Source organism: Sandaracinaceae bacterium, assembly GCA_020633055.1.
Lineage (GTDB): Bacteria > Myxococcota_A > Polyangia > Polyangiales > Houyiibacteriaceae > JADJJE01.
On record JACKEJ010000017.1, the window covers coordinates 23,886 to 45,902 of the forward strand.

At 66.8% G+C, this 22,017-nt stretch carries 9 protein-coding genes; 8 read left to right on the plus strand and 1 reads right to left on the minus strand.

Annotated features, from left to right (window positions below):
• Positions 1-45 precede the first annotated feature (45 nt).
• Positions 46-411 (plus strand): YraN family protein, encoded by a 366-nt coding sequence (locus H6726_31655; GenBank protein MCB9662241.1) that lies wholly within the window; start codon positions 46-48, stop codon positions 409-411.
• A gap of 78 nt (positions 412-489) precedes the next feature.
• Here H6726_31655 and H6726_31660 read toward each other — a convergent pair whose 3' ends face one another.
• The gene (locus tag H6726_31660; protein ID MCB9662242.1) at positions 490-900 is read right to left on the minus strand and encodes a hypothetical protein; all 411 of its coding nucleotides are present in this window, start codon (positions 898-900) and stop codon (positions 490-492) included.
• Between the two features lie 376 nt (positions 901-1,276).
• Between H6726_31660 and H6726_31665 the strand changes: the two genes are divergently transcribed.
• The 7 genes from H6726_31665 to H6726_31695 all read left to right on the plus strand — a co-directional run bounded on the left by H6726_31665 (position 1,277) and on the right by H6726_31695 (position 21,793).
• Complete coding sequence (locus H6726_31665) at positions 1,277-2,935, plus strand: hypothetical protein (GenBank protein MCB9662243.1); 1,659 nt, start codon at positions 1,277-1,279, stop codon at positions 2,933-2,935.
• A 3-nt stretch (positions 2,936-2,938) separates the two neighbouring features.
• Positions 2,939-6,535, plus strand: coding sequence for a tetratricopeptide repeat protein (locus H6726_31670; GenBank protein MCB9662244.1), 3,597 nt, complete (start codon positions 2,939-2,941; stop codon positions 6,533-6,535).
• Positions 6,532-7,947, plus strand: a complete 1,416-nt coding sequence (locus tag H6726_31675) for a tetratricopeptide repeat protein (protein ID MCB9662245.1) — start codon at positions 6,532-6,534, stop codon at positions 7,945-7,947. Before H6726_31670 ends, H6726_31675 begins: the two co-directional genes overlap by 4 nt.
• Positions 7,948-8,082: 135 nt before the next feature.
• Positions 8,083-8,430: a hypothetical protein gene (locus tag H6726_31680; GenBank protein MCB9662246.1), complete on the plus strand. Its 348-nt coding sequence runs from the start codon at positions 8,083-8,085 to the stop codon at positions 8,428-8,430.
• A 45-nt stretch (positions 8,431-8,475) separates the two neighbouring features.
• Positions 8,476-10,542, plus strand: coding sequence for a TonB family protein (locus H6726_31685; protein ID MCB9662247.1), 2,067 nt, complete (start codon positions 8,476-8,478; stop codon positions 10,540-10,542).
• Between the two features lie 156 nt (positions 10,543-10,698).
• Positions 10,699-11,565, plus strand: coding sequence for a tetratricopeptide repeat protein (locus tag H6726_31690; GenBank protein ID MCB9662248.1), 867 nt, complete (start codon positions 10,699-10,701; stop codon positions 11,563-11,565).
• An 88-nt stretch (positions 11,566-11,653) separates the two neighbouring features.
• Positions 11,654-21,793 carry a tetratricopeptide repeat protein gene (locus H6726_31695; protein MCB9662249.1) on the plus strand — a complete coding sequence of 3,380 codons (10,140 nt, stop codon included), beginning with the start codon at positions 11,654-11,656 and terminating at the stop codon, positions 21,791-21,793.
• Positions 21,794-22,017 lie beyond the last annotated feature (224 nt).

Genomic DNA, 22,017 nt, shown 5'->3' on the forward strand with positions numbered 1-22,017 from the left:
ACCGAGGCGGGAGGGCATGTCACAGGGTCGCGCTACGGCTGGGACATGACTCTCGAGCGACAACGACTCGCCCGCCGCGCGGAAGAGCAAGTGGCGGAGTACCTGGTGCGGAGGGGCTTCCGCGTGATCGGCATGAACGTCCGCGCAGGGCGATTGGAGCTGGACGTCGTGGCCGAGCGTCGCGGGCTCGTCGTGGTGTGCGAGGTTCGAGCACGCAGCAGCGATCGGTTCGGCTCACCTGCCGAGACGATCGACTACCGGAAGGTCGCGCGCGTACGTGAGGCCACGCGTCGTTGGCTCGAGCGGGAAGGGCGTCTGGGACAGGCCGTGCGGTTGGATGCGGCGGCGCTCACGTTCGATGGACCGCAGGCGACCGTGGGACGCATGGAGTACTACGAGGGCGCCCTCTGAATTCGTCGGGCTTGGGGCGCAAAGAAAAGCGCCACCCTTGTGAGGCGGCGCCGATGTCGAGTTGCTGTCGAGGGCAGCTCACATCTCGGGGACGGTATCTTCCTCGAGGACGCAATAGCCGCCCTGAATACCCGTGCCCCCCTGCTCGAGGATCGTCTCGCACACGAAACCGTTCGGGCAGTTGCAGGTGGGGGTGTTGGAGCCCGCCGGCGCGTCGCAGCGGCAGGTGCAGTAGACGCTGTTTTCGTTCTCGGTGGAGTCCGAGGGCAGGCCATCGATCTTGTACACCATGCAGACTCGGGTGCGGCACTGGACCGAGCTGGTCTCGAGGTAGACCTCGTTCGGATCGAAGCCACCACCAGGGACGCTCTCGGGATCGCACGGATCGCCTACGCCAGACGGTGGAGCGCAGGCGAGCAGCGAGAGGCCGAGCACGAGGGAGGCGGCGGCTCGCAGGAGCTTTGGAGAACGAGGGAAAAGCTGAGACATCGATGCTCCGGAGAGTGAAAACAGGCCTCGGTGTGGGCCCGCGGAGGAGACCAGCGCGGCAAGACCCAAGAGTCGTCGAGGATGGGTGTCTAGGTCAAGGAGAGGTGTCGTCGGCGCACCACTCACTCACTCGGTGCCCGACATGACTCCGGAACCTACTCAATCTCACGATGACGCGTCAAGCAGCACGAGCGACGAACGAAGCCGCATCCACTCGCGGTCGGAGCGCCCGGAAGACGATGCTTGACATTCGCAGCCAGGTCTTCTTATGATGGCCTCCCGATTTAGGTCCAACTTGCCGTTTTTATTGAAGATTCAGGGTCGCCGCCGTGGCCCTGTGCACGCGGTACGTTGGCCCGCCTTGAGGAGCGAAACGATGACTCGTTGCAGTCTACTGGGAATCTGGTTCGTCACGACCGCCATGGCGCTGGCCGGGATGGCCTCGTCCGCCGCCGCACAGGACATGACCTTCGGTGAAGAGGAGGTGGCCACGGTTCCGCAGGCCCCCACCGAAGGCCCCCCGTCCCCTCAGCTCTCCGAGGCGCTGCGGCTGTACTCTGCCAACGAGTACGCGCAGGCGGCCATCATCTTCCAGCGCATCATCGATGGAGAGACCACCGACAACGCTGGCAATGTGCACAAGTCCCAGTTCTTCCTCGGCAAGTGCTTCTACCACCTGCGCTTCTACCAGTCGGCGCTCGTCATCTTCGACGAGATCGGCCAGCTGGGTGAGGGCCACCTGTTCTTCGCCGAGACGCTCCAGTGGCTCGTGCAGCTCGCATCGCAGCTGCCCGAGCCCGCGGGCATCATCGAGAAGATCGGTCGCTACGGCGTCGCGTCGCTGGAGGCGTTCAACACGCCCGCGTCGGCCGAGCTGTACCACCAGCTGCTCTACCTGATGGGCCGTTACCTGTACCAGGACGGCGACTTCGAGCAGGCCGCGGAGCTCTTCGGTCGCGTGCCGCCCAGCTCCATCTACTTCGTCGACGCCAAGTTCTTCCAGGGCATCACGAACGTGCGTCTGCGTCGCGCTCGCCCGGCGGTGCGCGCGCTGCGTGCCATCCTCGAGGGGCTCGACGCCGGCACGGTGCGCACGGACGATCCGGACCGCGTACGCAACCTCGCCTGGATCTCGCTGGCGCGCGTCTACTACACAGCCGCGAACCGAGTCGACCCAGCCACGGGCGACCGCGAGGTCGACGGCACCATCCTCGGTCAGGCGGTCGAGTCGTGGAACCAGGTGGAGGTGTCCTCCGAGTACTGGCTGGACGCGATGTTCGAGTCGAGCTGGGCGTTCTTCCTGGCCGACCAGTTCTCCCGCGCGCTCGGCAACGTGCACAGCCTCGAGTCGCCGTACTTCCCGCAGGCCTACTACCCCGAGGCCCTCGTCATCAAGGCCGTGACGTTTTTCGTCAACTGCCAGATCGACAACGCCGAGGCGACCATCCGCAGCTTCCACGAGCGCTACGATCCCGTGCGCGACGAGCTGGAGGCGACCCTGCAGCAGTTCCAGGACAACACCGCGTTCTTCGAGTTCCTCCAGCGCGTGCGTTCGGGTGAGGCGGACCTGTCCCCGCGCATTCGCGGCCTCATCACCTCGGCGATGTCCGATCGCACGCTGTTGCAGAACGTCGAGTACGTCCGCCTGCTGGACTCCGAGGAGGCGCGCCTGAACGAGATGAGCGAGGCGTTCCAGAACTCGGGCGCGGGCGGCCGCGTCCTGCAAGACGTCGCCCTGGCCAAGTCGTTCGCCGTCGACCAGACGGGCGACCTGGCCCGCGGCCGCTACAACCGCCTGATCGACGAGCTGATGGACCTCAGCAACCAGGTGGACACGGTGGAGGTCGAGATCGTTTCGTTCCGCCGTGACGAGCTCGACCAAGAGCAGCAGCAGCAGCTGTCCGAGATCCGGACCGCGGCCCGCGGCGACGTCGTCGTGGACGAAGAGCACCAAATGTGGCCGTTCGACGGTGAGTACTGGCGCGATGAGCTGGGCTTCTACCGTCAGCAGGTCACCAACCAGTGCGGTAGGTGAGCGATGAAACGAAACCAGAATACTCGAGTTGGTGTGCTGCTGGCCTTGGCCGCCCCCGTCTACGCGGCGGCGTTCGGGCCGGCCGTGGCCGCTGCGCAGACCGGTGGGGTGTGCATCCCGCCGAACGTCCGCGAAGAGGTGGAGTCGTGTCAGGAGGGCCTCGAGCGGCGTGAGGTGCGCGCAGGCTCGCGCGCGCCTTCCGGCGTCGGGCCGGATCAGCGGGCCGCACAGGAGTCGGCTGGTCCCGGGTACGAGATCGACCGTCAGGCAGAAGCCCGCGGGCAGGCGATCCAGGCGCGCCAGCGCGCCCTGGTGGAGCAGGAGGTGACGCTGCTGCGTCGCTTGGTGCGCAACACGCGCCAGACCGACGCGCGCCGCCCGGAGATCCTCCTGCGTCTCGCGTCGACGCTGTTCGAGTACCAGTCGGCGCTCAACGCGGACGTGCAGTCGTACAACGAGCCGATCTACGAGCACTGCAACAACCACCCGAACCGTCAGCGCTGCACCGAGCAGCGTCAGGCGCAGCAGGCCGCGCGCGACCGCCTCTCCGAGGCGCAGCGCGACACCATCCGCGCCTACTACCAGTTGATGACGGAGCACGCGGACTACCCGCGCATGGACGAGGTGCTCTTCTCGCTGGCCTTCGGTCTGAGCGAGATCCGCGAGCACGACCAGGCGCGCGAGGTGTACCTCAAGCTCATCCAGGACTACCCCACCAGCCGCTTCGTCCCGCACGCGTACCTCAGCTTTGGCGAGTACTACTTCGACGAGGGCGACATGGACGCGGCGCTGCGCTTCTACGCCAAGGTCGTCGAGTATCCGCCCGAGAACAACTCGGTCTATGGCTACGCGCTCTACAAGACCGCCTGGGCCCAGTACAACAACGAGAACTTCCGCGGGTCGCTCCAGGCCTTCGTGCAGGTCATCGAGTTCGCGACGCAGAACGAGTCCGCCACGGACGGCGGCAACCTGGCTCGCAAGTCGCGCCTCGAGCTCATCATGCCGTACGCCCGCACGGGCTCGCCCAACCAGGCCCTGCGCTTCTTCCGGCGCTACGCCACGGACGAAGCCGAGGCCCTGCGCATGCTCGAGTCCCTTGGAGAGCAATACTACGACACGGGTCACTGGGACGAGACCATCGCCGTCTATCACCAGCTGATGGCGGAGAGCCCCAACAGCGACCACCTCTGCAAGTGGCAGTCGAAGGTCACCAACGCGACCATCTCGAAGAACTCGGACCGCCAGGCCCACGTGCGCGAGCTCAGCCGCCTGCGCGACATCCAGGCGCGCTTCGTGGCCGACGAGTCGCACCCCGCGTCCGCACGCAACGAGTGCAAGGCGGAGACGGCGACCGTGCTCCTGTGGCAGGCCGTCGGTCTGCACCGTGAGGCCGTGGGTGCCGACGAAGAGCACCCCGGCACCAACAACGTGGAGACCATGCGCGCGGCAGCGGCGCTCTACCAGCTCATCCTGGACGGGTATCCGGACCTGGACGAGCTCGAGTTCTCCGACATCGACGAGCGTGACCGCCCCACGCGATACCGCATCAGCTACTACGCCGCCGAGCTCCTGTGGAAGATGCAGGACTGGCAGCGTTGCGGTCCGGCGTTCGACGCGGTGGTCAGTCTCGACCCACGGGGCGAGTACACGGCGGACGCCGCGTACGCCGCCGTGCTCTGCTACAACAACCTGTACCAGGCGCAGTACCAGAGCCGCGAGGGCGAGGTCCGTTCGGCCACGCCGGCGGCCGAGGGCAGCGCGGAGGCGGCAGCGCAGTTCGCGTCGCGCGAGCTGACGCCGCTCGAGGCGGGCATGGTGCGCGCGTTCAACCGCTACCTGTGCTTCGTCACCGAGGCGGACGAGGTGGTGATGGTCAAGTACCGTCGCGCCCGCATCTACTACGAGGCGAACCACTATCAAGAGGCCGCCATCGCGTTCCGCGACATCGCCATGAACCACCCGCAGGCGGAGCAGGCGGAGTTTGCGGCCAACCTCTACCTGGACAGCCTGAACGTGCTCGGGACGCAGATCGGCAGCGGCAACGCGGCTTGTCTGACCGAGATGGAGCAGGCCATCCCGCCGCTGACGCAGCTCTACTGTGCGACGCCGGCTCGCCAGCAGCAGTTCCAGGACCTGTGTCCGGTGCTCACGACCATCCAGTGTCAGCTGCGCCGCAAGCAGGCCGAGCTCTTCGAGCGCAACCACCGCTACCGCGAGGCAGCCGGTGTGTATCGCGACATCTACGTCGAGTTCCAGGACTGCGGTGCCAAGGACGAGCTGCTGTGGAACGCTGCGCTGAACCTCGAGGCGGCCAACCTGGTGGGTCTCGCCATCCAGGCGCGCCAGAACCTCATCCGCCTCCACCCCGACAGCCCGCTGGCGGCCAAGTCGGTCTACCTGATCGGCGCGAACTACCAGTCGCTAGCTTTCTACGAGCGCGCCGCGGAGTTCTACGAGCGGTTCGCCCGTGAGTACCCGCGCATGGACGGCAGCAGCTGCACCGACCAGGAGCGTGCGGACGACCTGTGTCCCAGCGCTCCTGATGCCCTCCGCAATGCCACTCTGTTCCGGATGGGCCTCGGCGACACGGAGCAGGCCATCGCGAACGCGGAGCTGTTCTCCACGAACTATGCCCGCACGCGGCCTCGCGAGACGGCTCAGGTGCACTTCTCGATCGGCTCGATCTACGAGCGCACCAACCAGCCGGACCACACCATCCGCTACTACCGCCACTTCCTGCGGGACTTCTCGCGCACGGCGGCGCCACATCAGATCATCCAAGCCAACACGGCCATCGGTCGCGCGATGTGGGCCCAGGACGACCAGGGCGGCGCGGCGGGCAACTTCCGTGCGGCAGCGGCGGCGTGGCGCAACAACGCTGCGCGGCGCATCCTCGCGATGGAGGATGTTTCGCAGGAGGAGCGCGTCCAGTGGGTGCGACAGGCAGTCGACGCCACCGCGGAGGCCCTCTTCTACCTCGCGGAGTACAAGTTCCACGAGGCCCAGGCCATCCGCTTCCCCGAGTACCGGGGTGGACGCAGCCTGGACCGCGTGAACCGCTGGGCCACCACGGAGTTCACGCAGTGGGTGCAGCGCAAGTTCGCGGCCATCGGTGCAGCGATCAACGAGTACAACAAGATCGCCACCGTCACGGTGGAGATCGAGGGTACGGGCACCATCGACTCGCCTCCGTGGCAGATCGCTGCTGCGTCGCGCATCGGTGAGATGTTCGATCGCTTCGTGCAGAACTTCCGCGAGGCGCCCATCCCGGCCGAGATCGAGCGCGACGAGGAGCTGTATGGCATCTATGCGGACGCTCTCGACAACGCGTCTCAACCCTACTTGGTGGAAGCGATCGACAAGTACCGCTTCTGCCTCACCACGGCCACGAACGTGCGCTGGTTCAACCAGTGGTCCCGCGCTTGCGAGGCCAACCTGAACCGCCTCAACCCGCGTGAGTACCCGATGTCCGCCGAGCTGCGGGGTCCCCCCGACTTCGTCGTGGAGCCCCCGTCGCGACCGGGCATGGAAGAGCTGGGATCGGGTGACAGCGCAGAGACCACCGGCGCAGCGGGTGGCGAATCGGGAGATCAGTCATGAAGACTCTTCGACACATCAGCACGGGCCTCACACTCCTCGGCCTTGCCACCGCCAGCGTCGGTTGCGGCGGCGGTGGCGGCGGTGGCGGCGAGGGCAGCAGCGGCGGCGAGGCAGCCGTCACGGATGGAGGCGCGACGGTCACGAGCGCCTCGGGTGACACCGTCTCGGTCGAAGCGCACAACCGCTGGACCAACGCCAACGAGCTGTTCGCACGCTACGAAGAGCAGGGCTGGAACGAGAGCCGCTGCGAGGAAGTGGAAGAGGCGTACGAGGCCACGTTGGGCGCCCAGCGCTCATTGGCCGAGGCCCACTACATGGCCGGTCTGACCATGACCCGCTGCGGTGACCAGTCCGCGGCGCGACGTCACTTCGAGCGAGCGCTCGGGGTCACGTCCACCATGTGCAAGCCACGCGTGGCGCTCGGGCTGATGTCGCTCGAGGCGGGCAACGTCGCCGAGGCGCGTACCGCGTTCACCCAGGCCATCGCGGACAACCCGGCCACCTGCTCGTCGGGCTACACCAACCTCGCCATCCTGCAGCGCCGCGAAGCGGCGGGGCAGCAGGGCGAGGCGCGCGACAACACCGAGACGGAGGCGCTGAACAACCTGCGTCGCGCGCTCGCCATCGACTCCGCCGACATGGCGGCCTACAACCAGATGGCGCTGCTGTACTACCGTCGTGGTCAGCGGAACAACCCGGCCGCGTACGACCTGGCGGAGATCGTGTGCCGGCAAGCGCAGCTGCTCACGGACACCTACGCCCCCATCTACAACACTTGGGGTCTCATCAAGGTCGCGCGGGGTGACGTCAACGGGGCGCTGCGCTTCTTCGCGCGTGCCATCGTCATCGACAACTCGCTCTATGAAGCGCAGATGAACTTCGGGCAGATCACCTTCTCGTTCCGCGGCTACGCGGACGCGCGCGGGGCGTTCTCGCGCGCGCTCGAGCTGCGGCCCAACAGCTACGATGCCGCCCTCGGGCTCGGAGCTGCGCTGCGCGGCTTGAACGAGGTGGAGCAGTCGGAGGCGCAGTACAACCGCGCGATCCAGCTCGACGCCAACCGTCCAGAGGCCTACTACAACCTGGGCATCCTCTACCACGAGTACCGCGGTGGCTCGATCCCCGAGCTGGAGCGCGCCAAGCAGTACTACGAGCAGTTCGTGCAGAAGGCCGGGCGAGCGCCGCGCTACGCGGAGACGGTCACATTGGTGACCAACCGTTGCGCAGAGGAGGCTCCCCAGCGCGGTCGCCGTCGTCGCGGCCGGGCTTCCAACTGCGCCCCCGGACGCATTCAGCAGATCGAGCAAATCATCGCCGCCGTCCGCGAGGGCGAGGCCATGCAGCGCGAGGTCGAGGAGATGCAGCGCCAGCAAGAGGCACTGGAGCGTGAGGCTGCGGCCGAGGGCGGCTGATCGCAGTCCGGCAACCGGAGAGGCCTCGTGGGTGTTTCCTGCGAGGCCTTTTTTGTGGCCGGGGAACTTTCGCCGAGCGGCGTTGTCACACCGGCGTATCCCTCTCTTGCTGGTCTCGTTCTCCGCACTAGAGCGTTGACCATCGGAGCCCGCAAGGGATACGATGCGACGTCGGTCCATGTACGCCGCAGTTCCTTCGCTCGGCAGCGCGACAAGAGGAAGATCATGAAAGAAATCGCAAAACTCGTAGTGCTGGGTGCGGCCCTGTTGCTCGTCGATTTGTCGTTTGGCTCGTCCAACGCGTCCGCCCAAGAGCCGGAGACCACCGAATTCAACTTCGAAGACGGTGATCTGGTGACTGGCGATCTCGTGCGACCGAACGGCGAGCTCCTCAACGTGCGGCGTCGCGGGCGCCGCTCGACCCTCATCCGGATTCGCGAGCACTTCATCCCCGAGATGCTCAAGTCCGTCGAAGACCTCTGAGATCCCGTCTGACGACCGCCCAGCAACGGCTGTCTGGAGAAGCTAGTGGCACACAACATCCCGATCTCGTTCAAGATCTACGCCGGCGACGAGCTCGTCCGGACCGAGTCGCTCACGCAGGACATCATCAAGGTCGGCAAGCTGCAGTCGTCGCACTTGCGCATCGACGACGACAACGTCTCGCGCATGCACGCGGTCATCGAGGTGACCAGCCCGACGGAGGTCTTCATCATCGACCTCGGGTCTGCGTCTGGGACAGTCGTCAACGGCAAGAAGGTCAACAAGGCTCAGCTCAACTCCGGTGACGAGCTGACCTTGGGTGGCAGCCGCGTCGTCGTCGAGATCGGGGCCGCCGCAGCGGTTGCCGCTCCGCCGCCGGCTGCTCCACCGCCGCGTGCCCCCGCGCCTCCGCCCATCGCCAAGGCGGCGCCGCCCGCGCCCGCGGCCGCGGCCGCGCCGGCCGCCCCCGCGGCGCCTGCGGTTGCTGCCGCGCCTCCGCCGCCCAAGCCTGCTGCGCCCGCGGCCACCCCGTTCGCGGCCTCCGCAGCCGCCCCAAACCCCTTTGGGGCGGCCAAGAAGGCGCTCCCGAATCCGTTCGCACCACCCCCGACCACGAGCAGTCGCTCGCTGGAGGACGTGGACCTCAGCACCATCGACCCGGAGAAGCTCACCTATGGGGTCGTCGCGAGCGGCCCCCCGGTCGACCCCAACGAGGTCGAGACAGCGGAGCAGGCGCTCGAGGTCATGGTCATGTGGGGCAAGTCCGTGCTCCACGTCGACCACCTGAAGCCAGCTCGCACGTTCTGGGTGGGTGAGCCCGAGGGCAAAGAGGAGGTGGACTACCTCATCGCTCCGGACATCCTCGGGATGTCGCGCATGCCCGTGTGCGTGGTCAGCGGCGGATCCACCGCGATGGTGTTCCCACAGGGAGCCACTGGCGAGGTGATGATCGGCGACCAGACGACGGCCATCGAGAGCATCAACCTCGGCGCGTGCCCGGAGGTTCCGAACGCCCAGCAGTACCTCGTCCCGGACGGCGCGATGGTGCGCGTGAACTGGAAGGGGTTCACGTTCATGGTGCGCTCGGTCAAGGCGGGTAAGAAGGTCGCGACGGGCTTCTCGCTCGACTGGGTACCGCTCGCCTATCTGGGCGGCGTGATGCTGTTCGTCGGGGCACTGCTCACGGCGATGTACTTCTCGCCTCCGCCCGTCGCTGGCTTGAACAACGACATCATCGACCCGAACAGCCGCTTGGCGCAGTTCATCATCGAGCCCCCCGAGACGGAAGAGCCGCCCGAAGAAGAAGAGGAGGCGCCGAGCGAGGACGCTGGTGGCACCGGTACGGCGCACGAGGGGGAGAGCGGTGCGATGGGTGACGAGCGCGCGGAGCGCACGGACAACCACTACTCCATCCAGGGTGACGCGAACCCAGAGGATCAACAGATGGCGCGCCAGGAGGCGCGTGAGCAGGCGGCCACCGCTGGTGTCGTCGGCGCACTGGCCGCGCTCTCTGGCTCGTTCATGTCGCCGACCTCGCCCTACGGTGGCGACCAGGCCATTGGCGCGGGGGAGATCAGCGCGCTAGGCGCCCTCACGGGGTCGCAGGCGGGCTCCAACTTCGGCATGGGCGGCCTCGGCCTCACGGGCACCGGTCGTGGTGGTGGCGGCTTCGGCCAGGGCACCATCGGCATGGGCACCATCGGCACCATCGGTCACGGCAGCGGCCGTGGAACGGGCAGCGGCATCGGTGACGGAGGCGGCCTCGGCGATCGTCAGGCGTCCCGCCCGCAGATCCGCCCGGGTACGGCGGCGGTTCGTGGTTCGCTCTCGGCGGACGTCATTCGCCGCGTGGTGCGTCGCCACCTCGGCGAGGTGCGCTTCTGCTATGAGCAGGCCCTGAACTCGCAGCCTGACCTCCGCGGTACGGTCTCCGTACGCTGGATCATCTCGCCCACCGGGTCGGTGACCACCTCCACCGTGTCGGGGTCCACGCTCGGCAGCGCACGCGTCGAGAGCTGCGTTGCGTCGGCGGTGCGTCGCTGGACCTTCCCGGCGCCGGATGGTGGCGGTCTGGTCTCGGTCACCTATCCGTTCACGCTCGAATCCAACTGAGCCCACGCGGCTTCCCAAAGAAAACGGCGCCCCTCAGAGGGCGCCGTTTTTCGTGGCGTGCACGCATGTGCCAAGCGTGTCTTCCCCGAACATCGTGCAAGTGAGCAAAGTTTTGCATTGTGATCTGCTCGCCGAATTCCGTACCATCGGTGCCCCATGAGCCGGCTTCAGACCATCGGTTTTTCACTGGTTTTTTTCGTGATTCTGACGGGCGGCAATTGCTCCCGCGCGCGCGTCGAGTCGATGACCCACATGAACGTGGGCGTCGCCGCAGCGCGCACGGGACGCTACGCAGACGCGAAACAGGAGCTCGAGCGCGCCATCGCGCTCGATCCCACGAATGATCAGGCGTTCTTCAACCTCGCGATCGTCCACATGGAGCTGTCCGAGTGGGAGGTGGCGGAAGAGCACTTGAGCCGCGCCATCACCGTCAACCCCGAGCCTGCCGGTTATCACGAGAAGCTCGGCACCGTGCGCATGCAGCTCGAGCAGTGGGAGCGCGCGAAGGAGGCCTTCGAGGGCGCCATCGCGGCCGACCCGAACGTCTTCAAGGCGTACTACAAGCTGGCGCAGTGCCTCGAGCGACTCGACGACCCACACGGCGCGCTGGTCAACTACACCGAGTCGGCCCGACGCGGCCCGCGCTTCATCGAGGCGTACGTCGCCCTCGGTCGTCTCTATGCGGACCAGGGCTTCCCGGAGCTCGCCACGCGCGTGCTGCGCAGCGGCCTCGACGTCGCCATTCCGCGTACGGACGAGCAGGCGCAGCTCTATCACGTGCTGGGCACCATCCAGCAGGAGCAGGGCAACTACGCGGCCGCGGTGGAGTCCTTCCGCGCGGCGCTCGACATCATGCCGGGCATGAGCGATGCGCTGTTCTCCATCGGCTGGACGTACGCCGAGATGGACCAGCGTGAGGAGGCCGTCCGGTACCTGGAGATGTACGTGGCCGGCGCGGGGCAGAACGCTTCCGAGCACTACGTGCGCGCCGCGCGTTCCAAGCTGGATCAGCTTTCACTGTAGGCCCCCCACCCCCCAACTCAGAGACGCAGGGCGCGGCTCCTTCCGAGCGTGAAGAGCGCGACCCCATCATTCAGCGGGAATCAAGAGCATGTCCGACGAGTACGAGATCGACGACACCGCAGCAGCAGAGATGGCAGACGACACGTCGGACGCAGAAGCGTCCGCTCCAGCGCCCCTTGCAGAGGAACAGGAAGAGGTCTCCATGGAGTTGACCGCGGAAGAGCAGGCTCAGATCGCCGAGCTGGATGAGGCGCTCGAGAAGTTCGAGGGGCAGAAGCGCTGGTCGGATTACATCCGCACGCTGCTGCAGAAGGCCGAGATCTTCCGCGATCCGGAGATGAAGGCCAACCTGTATCGCGCGGCGGGCATGCTCTACCTCGACCGCTCGAGCAACCAAGCCGAGGCCATCAAGTGCTTCGAGCACGTCCTCGAGGTCGCTCCGAACGACATCGAGTCGATGACGCGACTCAAGGAGATGTACGAGAAGCGCCGCGACTGGGAGAGCCTGATTGGCATCATGGGTCGCGAGGCGGAGATGCTCGACCCAGCCGACCGGCCGCTGCGCTTCGTCGAGATGGCCGAGCTCGCGACCGAGCGCTTGCGCAAGCCCGACATCTGCATCGACTTGTGGAAGCGGGTGCTCACGGTAGACCCGTCGAACGGGTCCGCGCTCGACGCCCTGTCCAACCTGTACGAGCGCGCGCGCGAGTGGGAGCCACTGGCCGGTGTGCTCGAGGTCCTGTGCGAGGGCAACGCGGACGAGAGCAAGCTCCTGGCCGACCTGCAGAAGCTCGGCATGATCTACGCCGACAAGATCGGTGATGACGCCGGAGCCGTGCGCGCCTTCCAGCGCGTGTTGGCGCTCGATCCGAACGACCGTCGGGCGCAGGAGCAGCTGAAGCGCCGCTATGTCGCGCTCAAGGCCTGGGACGACCTCGAGCTGTTCTACGCCGACAGCGAGAAGTGGGACGAGCTCATCCGTCTGATCGAGAAAGAGGCGGACGGGAAGGAGACGCCCGACGAGGAAAAGATCGATCTCCTGTTCCGCGCGGCCCGTCTGTGGGAGGAGAAGAAGGAAAAGCCCGACCGAGCGGCGCGCGCGTACGAGAAGGTGCTCGACATCGACGCGGACAACCTGCGCGCAGCGGAGTCACTCTCGCCCATCTACGAGAGCGCCAATGACCCCCGCAAGCTGGTGGCCGTGTACGAGGTGCGCCTGCGGCACGTGACGGATCCCGACCAACGCGTGGCGCTGCTGCGCGAGACGGGTCTGCTCTACGAGGAGCGGCTGCGGTCACCGGAGCAGGCGTTCGAAAAGTACCTCGAGGCGTTCGGCGTGGCGCCGCATCAGGAGGTGGTGCGTGAAGACGTCGATCGTCTGTCCGCGGGTGTCGAGGGTGGGGTGGGGCGCGTCATCGAGGCCTACGCCGCTGCCATCGAAGCCGGGACGGACCCCGTGGAGGTGACCGAGCTGCGCATGAGCTTCGGCGCCGTGCTGACGCAGGCCGAGCGCATCGACGACGCCATCGCGCAGTACCGCGTGGTCTACGACGACGTGCCCGATCACGAGGGGGCCATCTCGGCGTTGGCCGAGCTGTATCGCCAGACGCAGCGCTTCAGCGACATGCTGGGCATCTACGACCGCCGCATCGAGCTCGAGTCGGATCCCGAGGCCCGGCGCCAGATGGCGTACGCGCGCGCGTCGCTGTTCGTGAACGAGCTGTCGGATCCAGCGCACGCCGTGGAGGCCTACCAGGCGATCCTCGCGGAGTACGGGGATGCGGAGGTGGACGCGTACCGCGCCCTCGACGAGCTGTTCGAGAGCCAGGGGCGGTGGGCCGACTTTGCGGACATCGTCGAGCGACGCATCCTCTTGGCGGAGTCGCCGGAGGAGGAGGCCGCCCTCAAGTTCCGGCTCGGCCGAGCGCTGGAAGAGCACCTCGACCAGAAGACGCGGGCCGTCGAGCTGTACCACGAGGTGGTCAGCGCGCTGCCCGAGCACGACGGGGCGCGCGAGGCCCTCGAGGCGTTGCTGGTGGACGAGACGGTTGGCGTTCAGTCGGCGCGCATCCTGGTGCCCATCTACCAGGTCCGCGAGGAGAACGAGCGGCTCATTCGCGCGCTGCGCGTGCTCCATCGCGGGACCGACGTGGCGGACGAGCGGCTCGAGCTGCTGACGCAGATCGGGGACGTCTACGCGTATCAGATCGAGAACCCCGCGAAGGCGTTCGACGCGTTCTGTGAGGCTCTCCGCGAGGTGCCCTCGGACGCCAACACGCTGGCGCGTCTCGAGGCGATGGCCATCGAGCAGGAGAGCTTCGCGCCGTTGGTGGAGTTGGTTGGCGAGCTCGCCGGCAGCGTCGAGGACACCGATCTGGCCCGCACGCTGTGGATCAAGGCGGCGCAGATCTACGACACCCAGCTGGGCAACGTCGACGGGGCGGTGACGGCCTACCGCAAGGTGCTCGATCTGGATCCAGCCGACCTCGAGGTGCTCGAGGCGCTCGAGAACCTCTACCGGCGCACCGAGCGCTGGAGCGACCTGGTGGGCGTGCTGCGCAGCCGTGTGTCCATCTCCGTCGATCCCGGCGAGCAGGAGATGATCCTGTCGCAGATGGCGCTCATCCACGATGAGTACCTGAACGAGCCGGAGTCGGCCATCTCGCTGCACCGCGAGATCCTCGAGATCGATCCCGCGAGCCAGAACGCGCTGTCCGCCCTCGACGGCCTGTTCGCTCGCCAGGAGATGTGGACCGAGCTGGCCGACAACGTCGACCGGCAGCTCGCGATGGCCGACGATCCGGACCGACAGATCGCGTTGATGCTGCAGCTGGCGCAGCTGCGCGAGACGCGGATGAACGCCACCGAGGCGGCCATCGAGATCTACCGAAACGTCCTCGATCGCGACCCCTCCAACGGCCCCGCCACCGAGGCGCTCGAGCGGCTGCTGCAGCAGCCCGAGCATCAGGTCATCATCGCCGAGATCCTCGAGCCCATCTACCTCTCGCACCACGAGTACCAGAAGCTCATCGGCGTGCACGAGATCCAGGCGACGCACGCCAGCTCGCCCGAGCGTCGGGTGGAGCTACTGCATCGCATCAGCGAGCTGCACGAGGAGGCTCTGGACGACGCGCAGGGCGCGTTCTCGGCCATGGCACGCGCGCTCGCCGAAGACCCAGCGAACGCCACCACGCAGGCCCAGCTCGACCGACTCAACATGATGATCGGCGGCGCCGAGCAGCTCGCCGCCGTCTACGAAGAGCGCGTGGCGACGGTGGAGGACCCCGTCCTCGCCGCGAGCCTCTACGTCAAGGCAGCCGAGATCCGCGAAGAGCAGCTGGCCGACACGGAGCGCGCCATCCAGCACTACCGCAAGGTGCTCGAGCTGGACGAGCAGCACCTCGAGGCCGCCAGCGCGCTCGAGCGCTTGTTCCACCTCAGCGAGCGCTACGAGGACCTGGCCGCGATCTACATGACCAAGGCCGGCATGCTGGCCGACCCGGACGAGCAGAAGGCGCACCTGTTCCGTGGCGCGCAGATCTACGAGGAGCTGCTCGAGCGCCCCGAGGCCGCCATCGGCGTGTACGGGAAGGTGCTCGAGATCGACCAGGAGGATCAGCAGGCCCTCGACAAGCTGATCGAGCTGCACCTGCGGCTCGAGCAGTGGCCGCAGCTGCTCTCGGTTTACGAGCGCAAGGCCGACATCGTCTACGACCCGGACGAGAAGAAGCGCATCTACGTCGAGATGGGCGCGGTGTACGAGCGCGAGCTCCAGGACGTCGCCAAGGCCATCGACACGTACCAGCGCATCCTCGAGATCGACCCCGAGGATCTCACGGCCATCCAGCGCCTCGACCAGCTGTACCAGACCACCGAGAACTGGTCGGAGCTGATGAGCGTGCTCGAGCGTGAGGCCGAGCTGGCGCACGAGCCGATGGAGGTCATCAGCTATCGCTACCGCATCGCGGAGCTGTGGCACCGCCGCCTGAACGATCCGAACCGCGCGGTGGATATCTATCGCGACATCTTCGACGTCGACCCCTCGCACGCTCCCACCACGGCCGCGCTCGAAGCGATGATCGCCGAAGGCACGGAGCCCGTGGCCGCCGCGTCCGTGCTCGAGCCCATCTACCGGCAGCTGGGCGAGTCCGCGCGACTGATCGCGGTGCACGAAGTCCAGATCCAGCACGAAGAGGATCCGCTCCGCTCCGTGGAGCTGCTCCATCAGGTCGCCGAGCTGCACGAGCTGCACCTCGACCAGACCAAGGAGGCCTTCAACGCGTACGCCCGCGCGCTCCCGCTCGACCACGCCAACGAAGTCACGCTGGGTTCGCTGCAGCGCTTGGCGGACGTGGTGGATGGTTGGAACGACGTGACGCGCCTGTACGACGTCGAGGTCGAGCGCATCCGTCGGGACGCGCCGCACGACGTCGTCGACATGGCGCTACGCACCGCGCAGATCTACGAGATCCAGGTTGGCGACGTGGACCGCGCCATCGATCGCTACAGCATCGTGCTCAGCGCGGATGACACCAACCTGGAGGCCATCAACGCGCTCGACCGCCTCTACGAGAGCACGCAGCGCTACGCGGAGCTCGCTGGCGTGTTGCAGCGCCAGGTGCAGGTCGCCGCGACCCCGGACGACATCCTGAACAACCAGTTCCGGCTGGGACAAGTGTATCAGCACCACCTCGGCGACGTGGACAGCGCCATCGAGCAGTACCGTGAGATCCTCGCCGCGGCTCCAGAGCATCAGCCCGCCATGAGCGCCCTCGAGCTGCTGTTCGCGGAGGGGGTGCGTCCACTGGTGATCGGCGAGATCGTCGAGCCCATCTACCGGATGAGCGAGTCGTGGGACCGGTTGCTCAACGTCCACGAGGTACAGCTGAACTACCAGAGCGACCCCCACGAGCGCGTGCACATGATGCAACGCATCGCGGAGATCGCGGAAGAGCGCGCCGCCGATCACGACCGGGCCTACGTCTGGGTGCAGCGCGCGTTGCTCGAGGATCCCAGCAACGAGCAGACGCTCGCCGAGGTGGAGCGCCTGGGTTCCGTCCTCGATCACTGGGCACAGCTGGCGAACACCTACGTGGACGCGCTCGCGCGCACCGAGGACACCGAGCAGAAGGTGGCTCTCGGGAAGCGTCTGGCGCGCGTGTACGAGGAGGAGCTGGCCGACGTCGCGCGCGCCGAGGAGACGTTCCGCTACGTGCTGAGCGTCGACCCGAACGACCACGAGGTGCTCGAGGCGCTCGACCGCATCTACGTCGCCAACGGCTCGCAGCACGCGCTGTCGGAGGTGCTGAAGCTGCGCGTCGCGGCCTCCGACGACACGGTGGACAAGGTCGACTTCTCGTTCCGCTTGGGGTCGGTCTTGGAGGACCAGCTCGGGCGCACGGAGGAGGCCATCGCGGTCTACCGCAAGATCCTCGACGAACTGGAGCCGGAGCACGCGGACAGCATCCGCGCGCTGCAGGTCATCTACACGCGGCAAGAAGACTGGACGAACCTTTTCGCGGTGTTCCAGAAGGAGCTGGGGGTGGTCTTCGGCGACGCCCAGCAGGGCGACATCACCGCCAAGATGGCGCGTCTCGCGACCGTGGAGCTGGGTGATCCCGAGCAGGGTGTCACGCTCTGGAAGCAGGTCCTCGAGCTCCGCGGAGAGGACGTCGAGGCCCTCAATGCCCTCGGCTCGATCTACGCCCACGCGGAGAACTGGAAGGATCTGGTCGACGTGCTCGACCGCGAGGTCGCCATCACGGACGACCAGGAGCAGCGCAAGGCCATCTACACGGACCTCGGGCGCGTCTGGTACGAGAAGCTGCAGCGCGACCGCAACGCGCTCGACGCCTGGGAAGAAGTGCTGGCCATCGAGCCGGGGAACATCGTCGCCCTGGCGAACATCAGCGAGATCTACCGCGCCGCGCAGCAGTGGCACGAGCTGGCCGACGCGCTCCATCGCACCGTCGAGGCTGGCGCGGCCACGATGGACGACGCGAGCATCACGCACGTCCACATGCAGCTCGGCAGCCTGTACGCCACGCAGCTGGAGCAACCGCTCGACGCCGCCGAGGCGTACCGCAACGCACTGGACGTCAACCCCGCGCACTTCGATGCGCTCGCGGCCCTCGAGGTCATCTACCGCAACGAGGGCATGTGGGAGGACGCCATCGGCGTCATGGAGCAGCGCGTCAACGCGCTCCCGGACGACAATGACAAGATCGCGCAGCTGCTCGCCATCGCGAACACGTGGGCAGGCGAGTACGGCGACGCCGACCGCGGCACGAGCGCGTTCCAGCGCATCACCGAGCTCTCGCCGATGCACAACGTCGCGTTTGCGCGCCTGGAGGCCCTGCACACCGAGGCGGGGCGGTGGGAAGACCTGATCGAGGTCTACGTGCAGCGTGTCGAGAACACGGGCAGCGCAGAGGAGCAGGTCGCGTTGCTCTGCAAGGTGGCGCACGTCAACGAAGACAAGCTGCGGCAGCTCGACCAAGCGTTCGACGCGTTGCTGCTCGCCTGGAGCGTGGACTTCACGAACCAGCAGACGGCCGACCAGCTCGAGGACATCACCCGCAAGACGAAGAAGTGGAACGACCTGCTCGCCACGGCCAATGCGTCGCTGCAGGAGACGGAGGACCCGGCCACCAAGATCGCGATCTGCCTCAACTGCGCCAAGTGGTACGGACAAGACCTCGGGCATCCCGAGTACGCCATCCCGTACTATCAGCAGATCCTGGCCATCGACTCGAACAACGTCCCGGCCATGCAGCAGATGGCGGCGCTCTACCGGTCGACGAAACAGTGGGACACGCTGGCCCAGGTGCTCGGCCGTCTGGTCGAGATGACCGACGACCCGGACGTCCTGGCCGATACCTACGTGCAGATGGGTCAGCTGGCCGAGACCCAGTTGAACATCCCGGAGCAGGCGGGTCAGTACTACGTCCAAGCGCTCGAGGCAGCACCTGCGAACGTCGCTGCCCTCACCGCGCTCGAGGGCGTGCACCGTCGCGAGGGGCGCTACCCCGAGCTGCTGAGCATCCTTCAGCGCAAGGCCGCCGCGCTCACGCAGCAGCCCGACATCCTGGCCGCCAAGCTGCAGGTCGCCGAGGTGTTCGAGGACCGTCTGGGTCAGCCGCAGGAAGGCATCCGCGTGTACCGCGAGGTGTTCGAGGCGGACGACACCAACCTCGTCGCCATGAAGGGCCTCGAGCGCCTCTACGCGCAGACCGAGCAGTACCAGGGTCTGCTCGAGGTGCTCGAGCGGCAGCTGGAGATCGCCGACACGGAGCGTGAGCGCATCACCCTGCTCACGCGCATCGCGCTGATGCAGGAAGAGGAGTTCGTGCGCCCGGCCATCGCCGCCGACCGCCTGGAGCAAGTGGTCGACATCGACCCGAACCACGAGCCCTCGCTGAACGGCCTGGCGCGCCTCTACCGCGGCATGCAGGAGTGGGACAAGCTCATCGACACCTACGAGCGGCACGTGCAAGCGACGCCCGAGCGCGCGGAGAAGATCCGTTTGTTCAAGGCGACTGGTGAGGTGTTCGCCGAGAACCTGAAGGACGTCGACCGCGCCATCGACAGCTACCTCAACGCCTTGTCGGTGGACGAGGAAGAGGTCGACTCGCTCGGCGCCCTGACCGTGCTGTACGAGGAGCGCGGTGATCACAGCTCCGCGCTCGACATGATGGGTCAGCTCGTGAAGCTCATCGACGATCCCGAGGGCATCATCGACCTGCGCTTCCGCATGGGTCGCATCCTCGAGGACGAGCTGGGGGACCGCGGCGGCGCGCTCGAGCACTTCGAGGCGGCCCTCGACGTCAACCCCGGCCATCTCCCGTCCCTCGAGGCGTTGCGCAAGATCCACCTCGACTCGGCGGACTGGCTCTCGGCGGCCAAGACGCTCCAGCAGGAGGTGGAGTACACGGAGGCGCCACGCGTCAAGTCCGAGCTCTTGGTGGAGCTGGGGCGCGTATACGCGGACAACTTGGACGAGCCCGACAAGGCGGTGCAGTCGTTCGCTCAGGCGCTCGCGTTCGACGAGGACAACGAGGACGCTGCGCTTCCCCTCGCGCAGCACCACTTCGACCTGGGCGGCCACGCCGAGGCGTACCCGCTGCTCTACATGCTCGGCAAGCGCGCCTCGAAGCGCGAGCAGGACGAGCAGCACCGCTTGGCGCTCATGCTGGGTGAGTCCGCGCTCGCCGTGGGCAACACCGAAGAGGCGATCAAGGCCTACAACAAGGCCTACCAAATCGACTCGGCGCACCTGCCCTCGCTCACGGGTGTGGCCGCGGCCTACTACGCCGCGCAGGACTGGGAGAAGGCGTTCAAGTTCTACCAGATGCTGTTGGTGCACCACCGCGACTCGCTCGGGCGCGAGGAGATCACCGACATCTTCTACCGCCTCGGTGTCGTCAAGCGCGAGCAGGACGAGAAGCGCAAGGCGCTCAACATGTTCGACAAGGCGCTCGAAGAGGACGCCTTCCACCGGCCCACGTTGCTCGCGGTCATCGGCTTGTACGAAGAGCAGCAGAAGTGGGACCAGGTCATCCACTACAAGAAGCAGCTGCTCGAGGTGGCCGAGACCGAGGACGAGCGCTTCGACCTCAACGTCGAGATCGGCGACCTCTGGAACGACAAGCAGAAGAACCCCGGGAAGGCCATCGAGTCCTACCGCGAGGCCACGTACCTCAAGCCGGACGACCACCCGGTCCTGCACAAGCTGCTGGCCGCGTACCAGCGCACCAAGCAGTGGGAAGAGGCCATCGAGATCATCGAACAGATCTCCGCAGCCGACAAGCGTGAGGCCGCGCGCGCGAAGTTCAGCTACACCATCGCCGTCATCCGGCGTGACGAGCTGAAGGACGTGGACGGCGCCATCGACAAGTTCAACGAGGCGCTGGACACGAACCCGAAGGAGCTCAAGGCCTTCGAGGCGATCAACAAGATCCTCACCGAGAAGAAGGACTGGAAGGGTCTCGAGCGCGCCTACCGCAAGATGCTCCACCGCATCATCAACATGCCCGACATGAAGGAGCTGCAGTTCAACCTGCTGCACACGCTGGGCATCATCTACCGCGACCGTCAGAAGAACTTCGACTCGGCCGCGGAGGCGTTCCGCATGGCATCGGGCATCAACCCCGACGCCGAGACCGTGCACGTCATCCTTGCCGAGCTCTACTCGGCGATGGACGGCAAGAACGCCGAGGCCATCGGCGAGCATCAGTGGCTGCTCAAGCGCGACCCGAACCGCGTCGAGTCCTACCGCGCGCTGTACAAGCTGTACTTCGACGCGCGCGCCTACGACAAGGCTTGGTGCGTGGCCGCGACGCTGTCGTTCTTGAAGAAGGCTGACAACGAGCAGCAGCAGTTCTTCCAGCAGTACAAGCAGGACGGCATGATCCGGCCCACGGCACGCATCGACAACGAGCGCTGGCTGAAGCTCCTCTTCCACCCGGACGAGGACCTCGTGCTCTCGAAGATCTTCGAGCTCATGGCGGTGCCCCTCTTCGCGGTGAAGGGCGCGTCCGACCAGGCGCTGAACCTGCACCAGCACAAGGCCGTCGACGTCGCCAACACGGACGTCATGTTCGCGCGCACGTTCGGCTTCGTGATGCAGGTGATGAACCTGGCCATCCAGCCGCGCCTCTTCGTGCTGCAGAACGTGCCCGGGGGCATGGCAGACCAGTGCAGCAAGCCGCTGCCCTCGGTCGTGGCCGGCAACGGCGTGCTCACGGGCTACAAGCCCCAGGACCTGACGTTCCTCATTGGGCGTCACCTGGCCTACTACCGCGGCGAGCACTTCATCCGCACCATGCTGCAGTCGCACACGGAGCTGCGCATGGTCCTCCTCGCCGCCCTCCGCATCGCTGGGGTGGGCGCGGCGGATCCGCAGGTGGACCAGTGGGCCCAGCAGCTGGTGCCGCACTTCCAGCAGGCGCAGGTGGACACCCTCCGCGGTCTGTGCCGTCGCTTCATCGACGCGGGTGGCGCGGCCGACGTGAAGGTGTGGATGCAGTGCGTGGAGTCCACGGCCATTCGCGCGGGCTTCCTGCTCTGCAACGACCTCGAGACGGCGGCCAACCTGGTTCGCCAGCTCCCGCCGGCCGGCACCGCGGACCTGCCCCCGGGCGACAAGCTGAAGGAGCTCGTGCTCTTCAGCATCTCCGAGCAGTACTTCGCGCTGCGTGAGGGCCTGGGCATCCAGATCCAGGTGTGAGCGCACAGCCCGGAGCGCTCTGACGCGGACCCCGACGAGAGAGCTCTCTGGTCGGGGTCTTCGCGTTTCAGGCGGCCTTCGTTGGCGCTTGGTGACGTCGTGGAGGTTCAGCGCCGCGCTCGCGTGTCGGACGTGCCGCGAAGGACGGGGCGCATTCCGCACGTTTGCGCGCCGAGGGCTTGCCCGACGCGCGCCTTCGAACTAGAACATGTTTCACTCTGGCG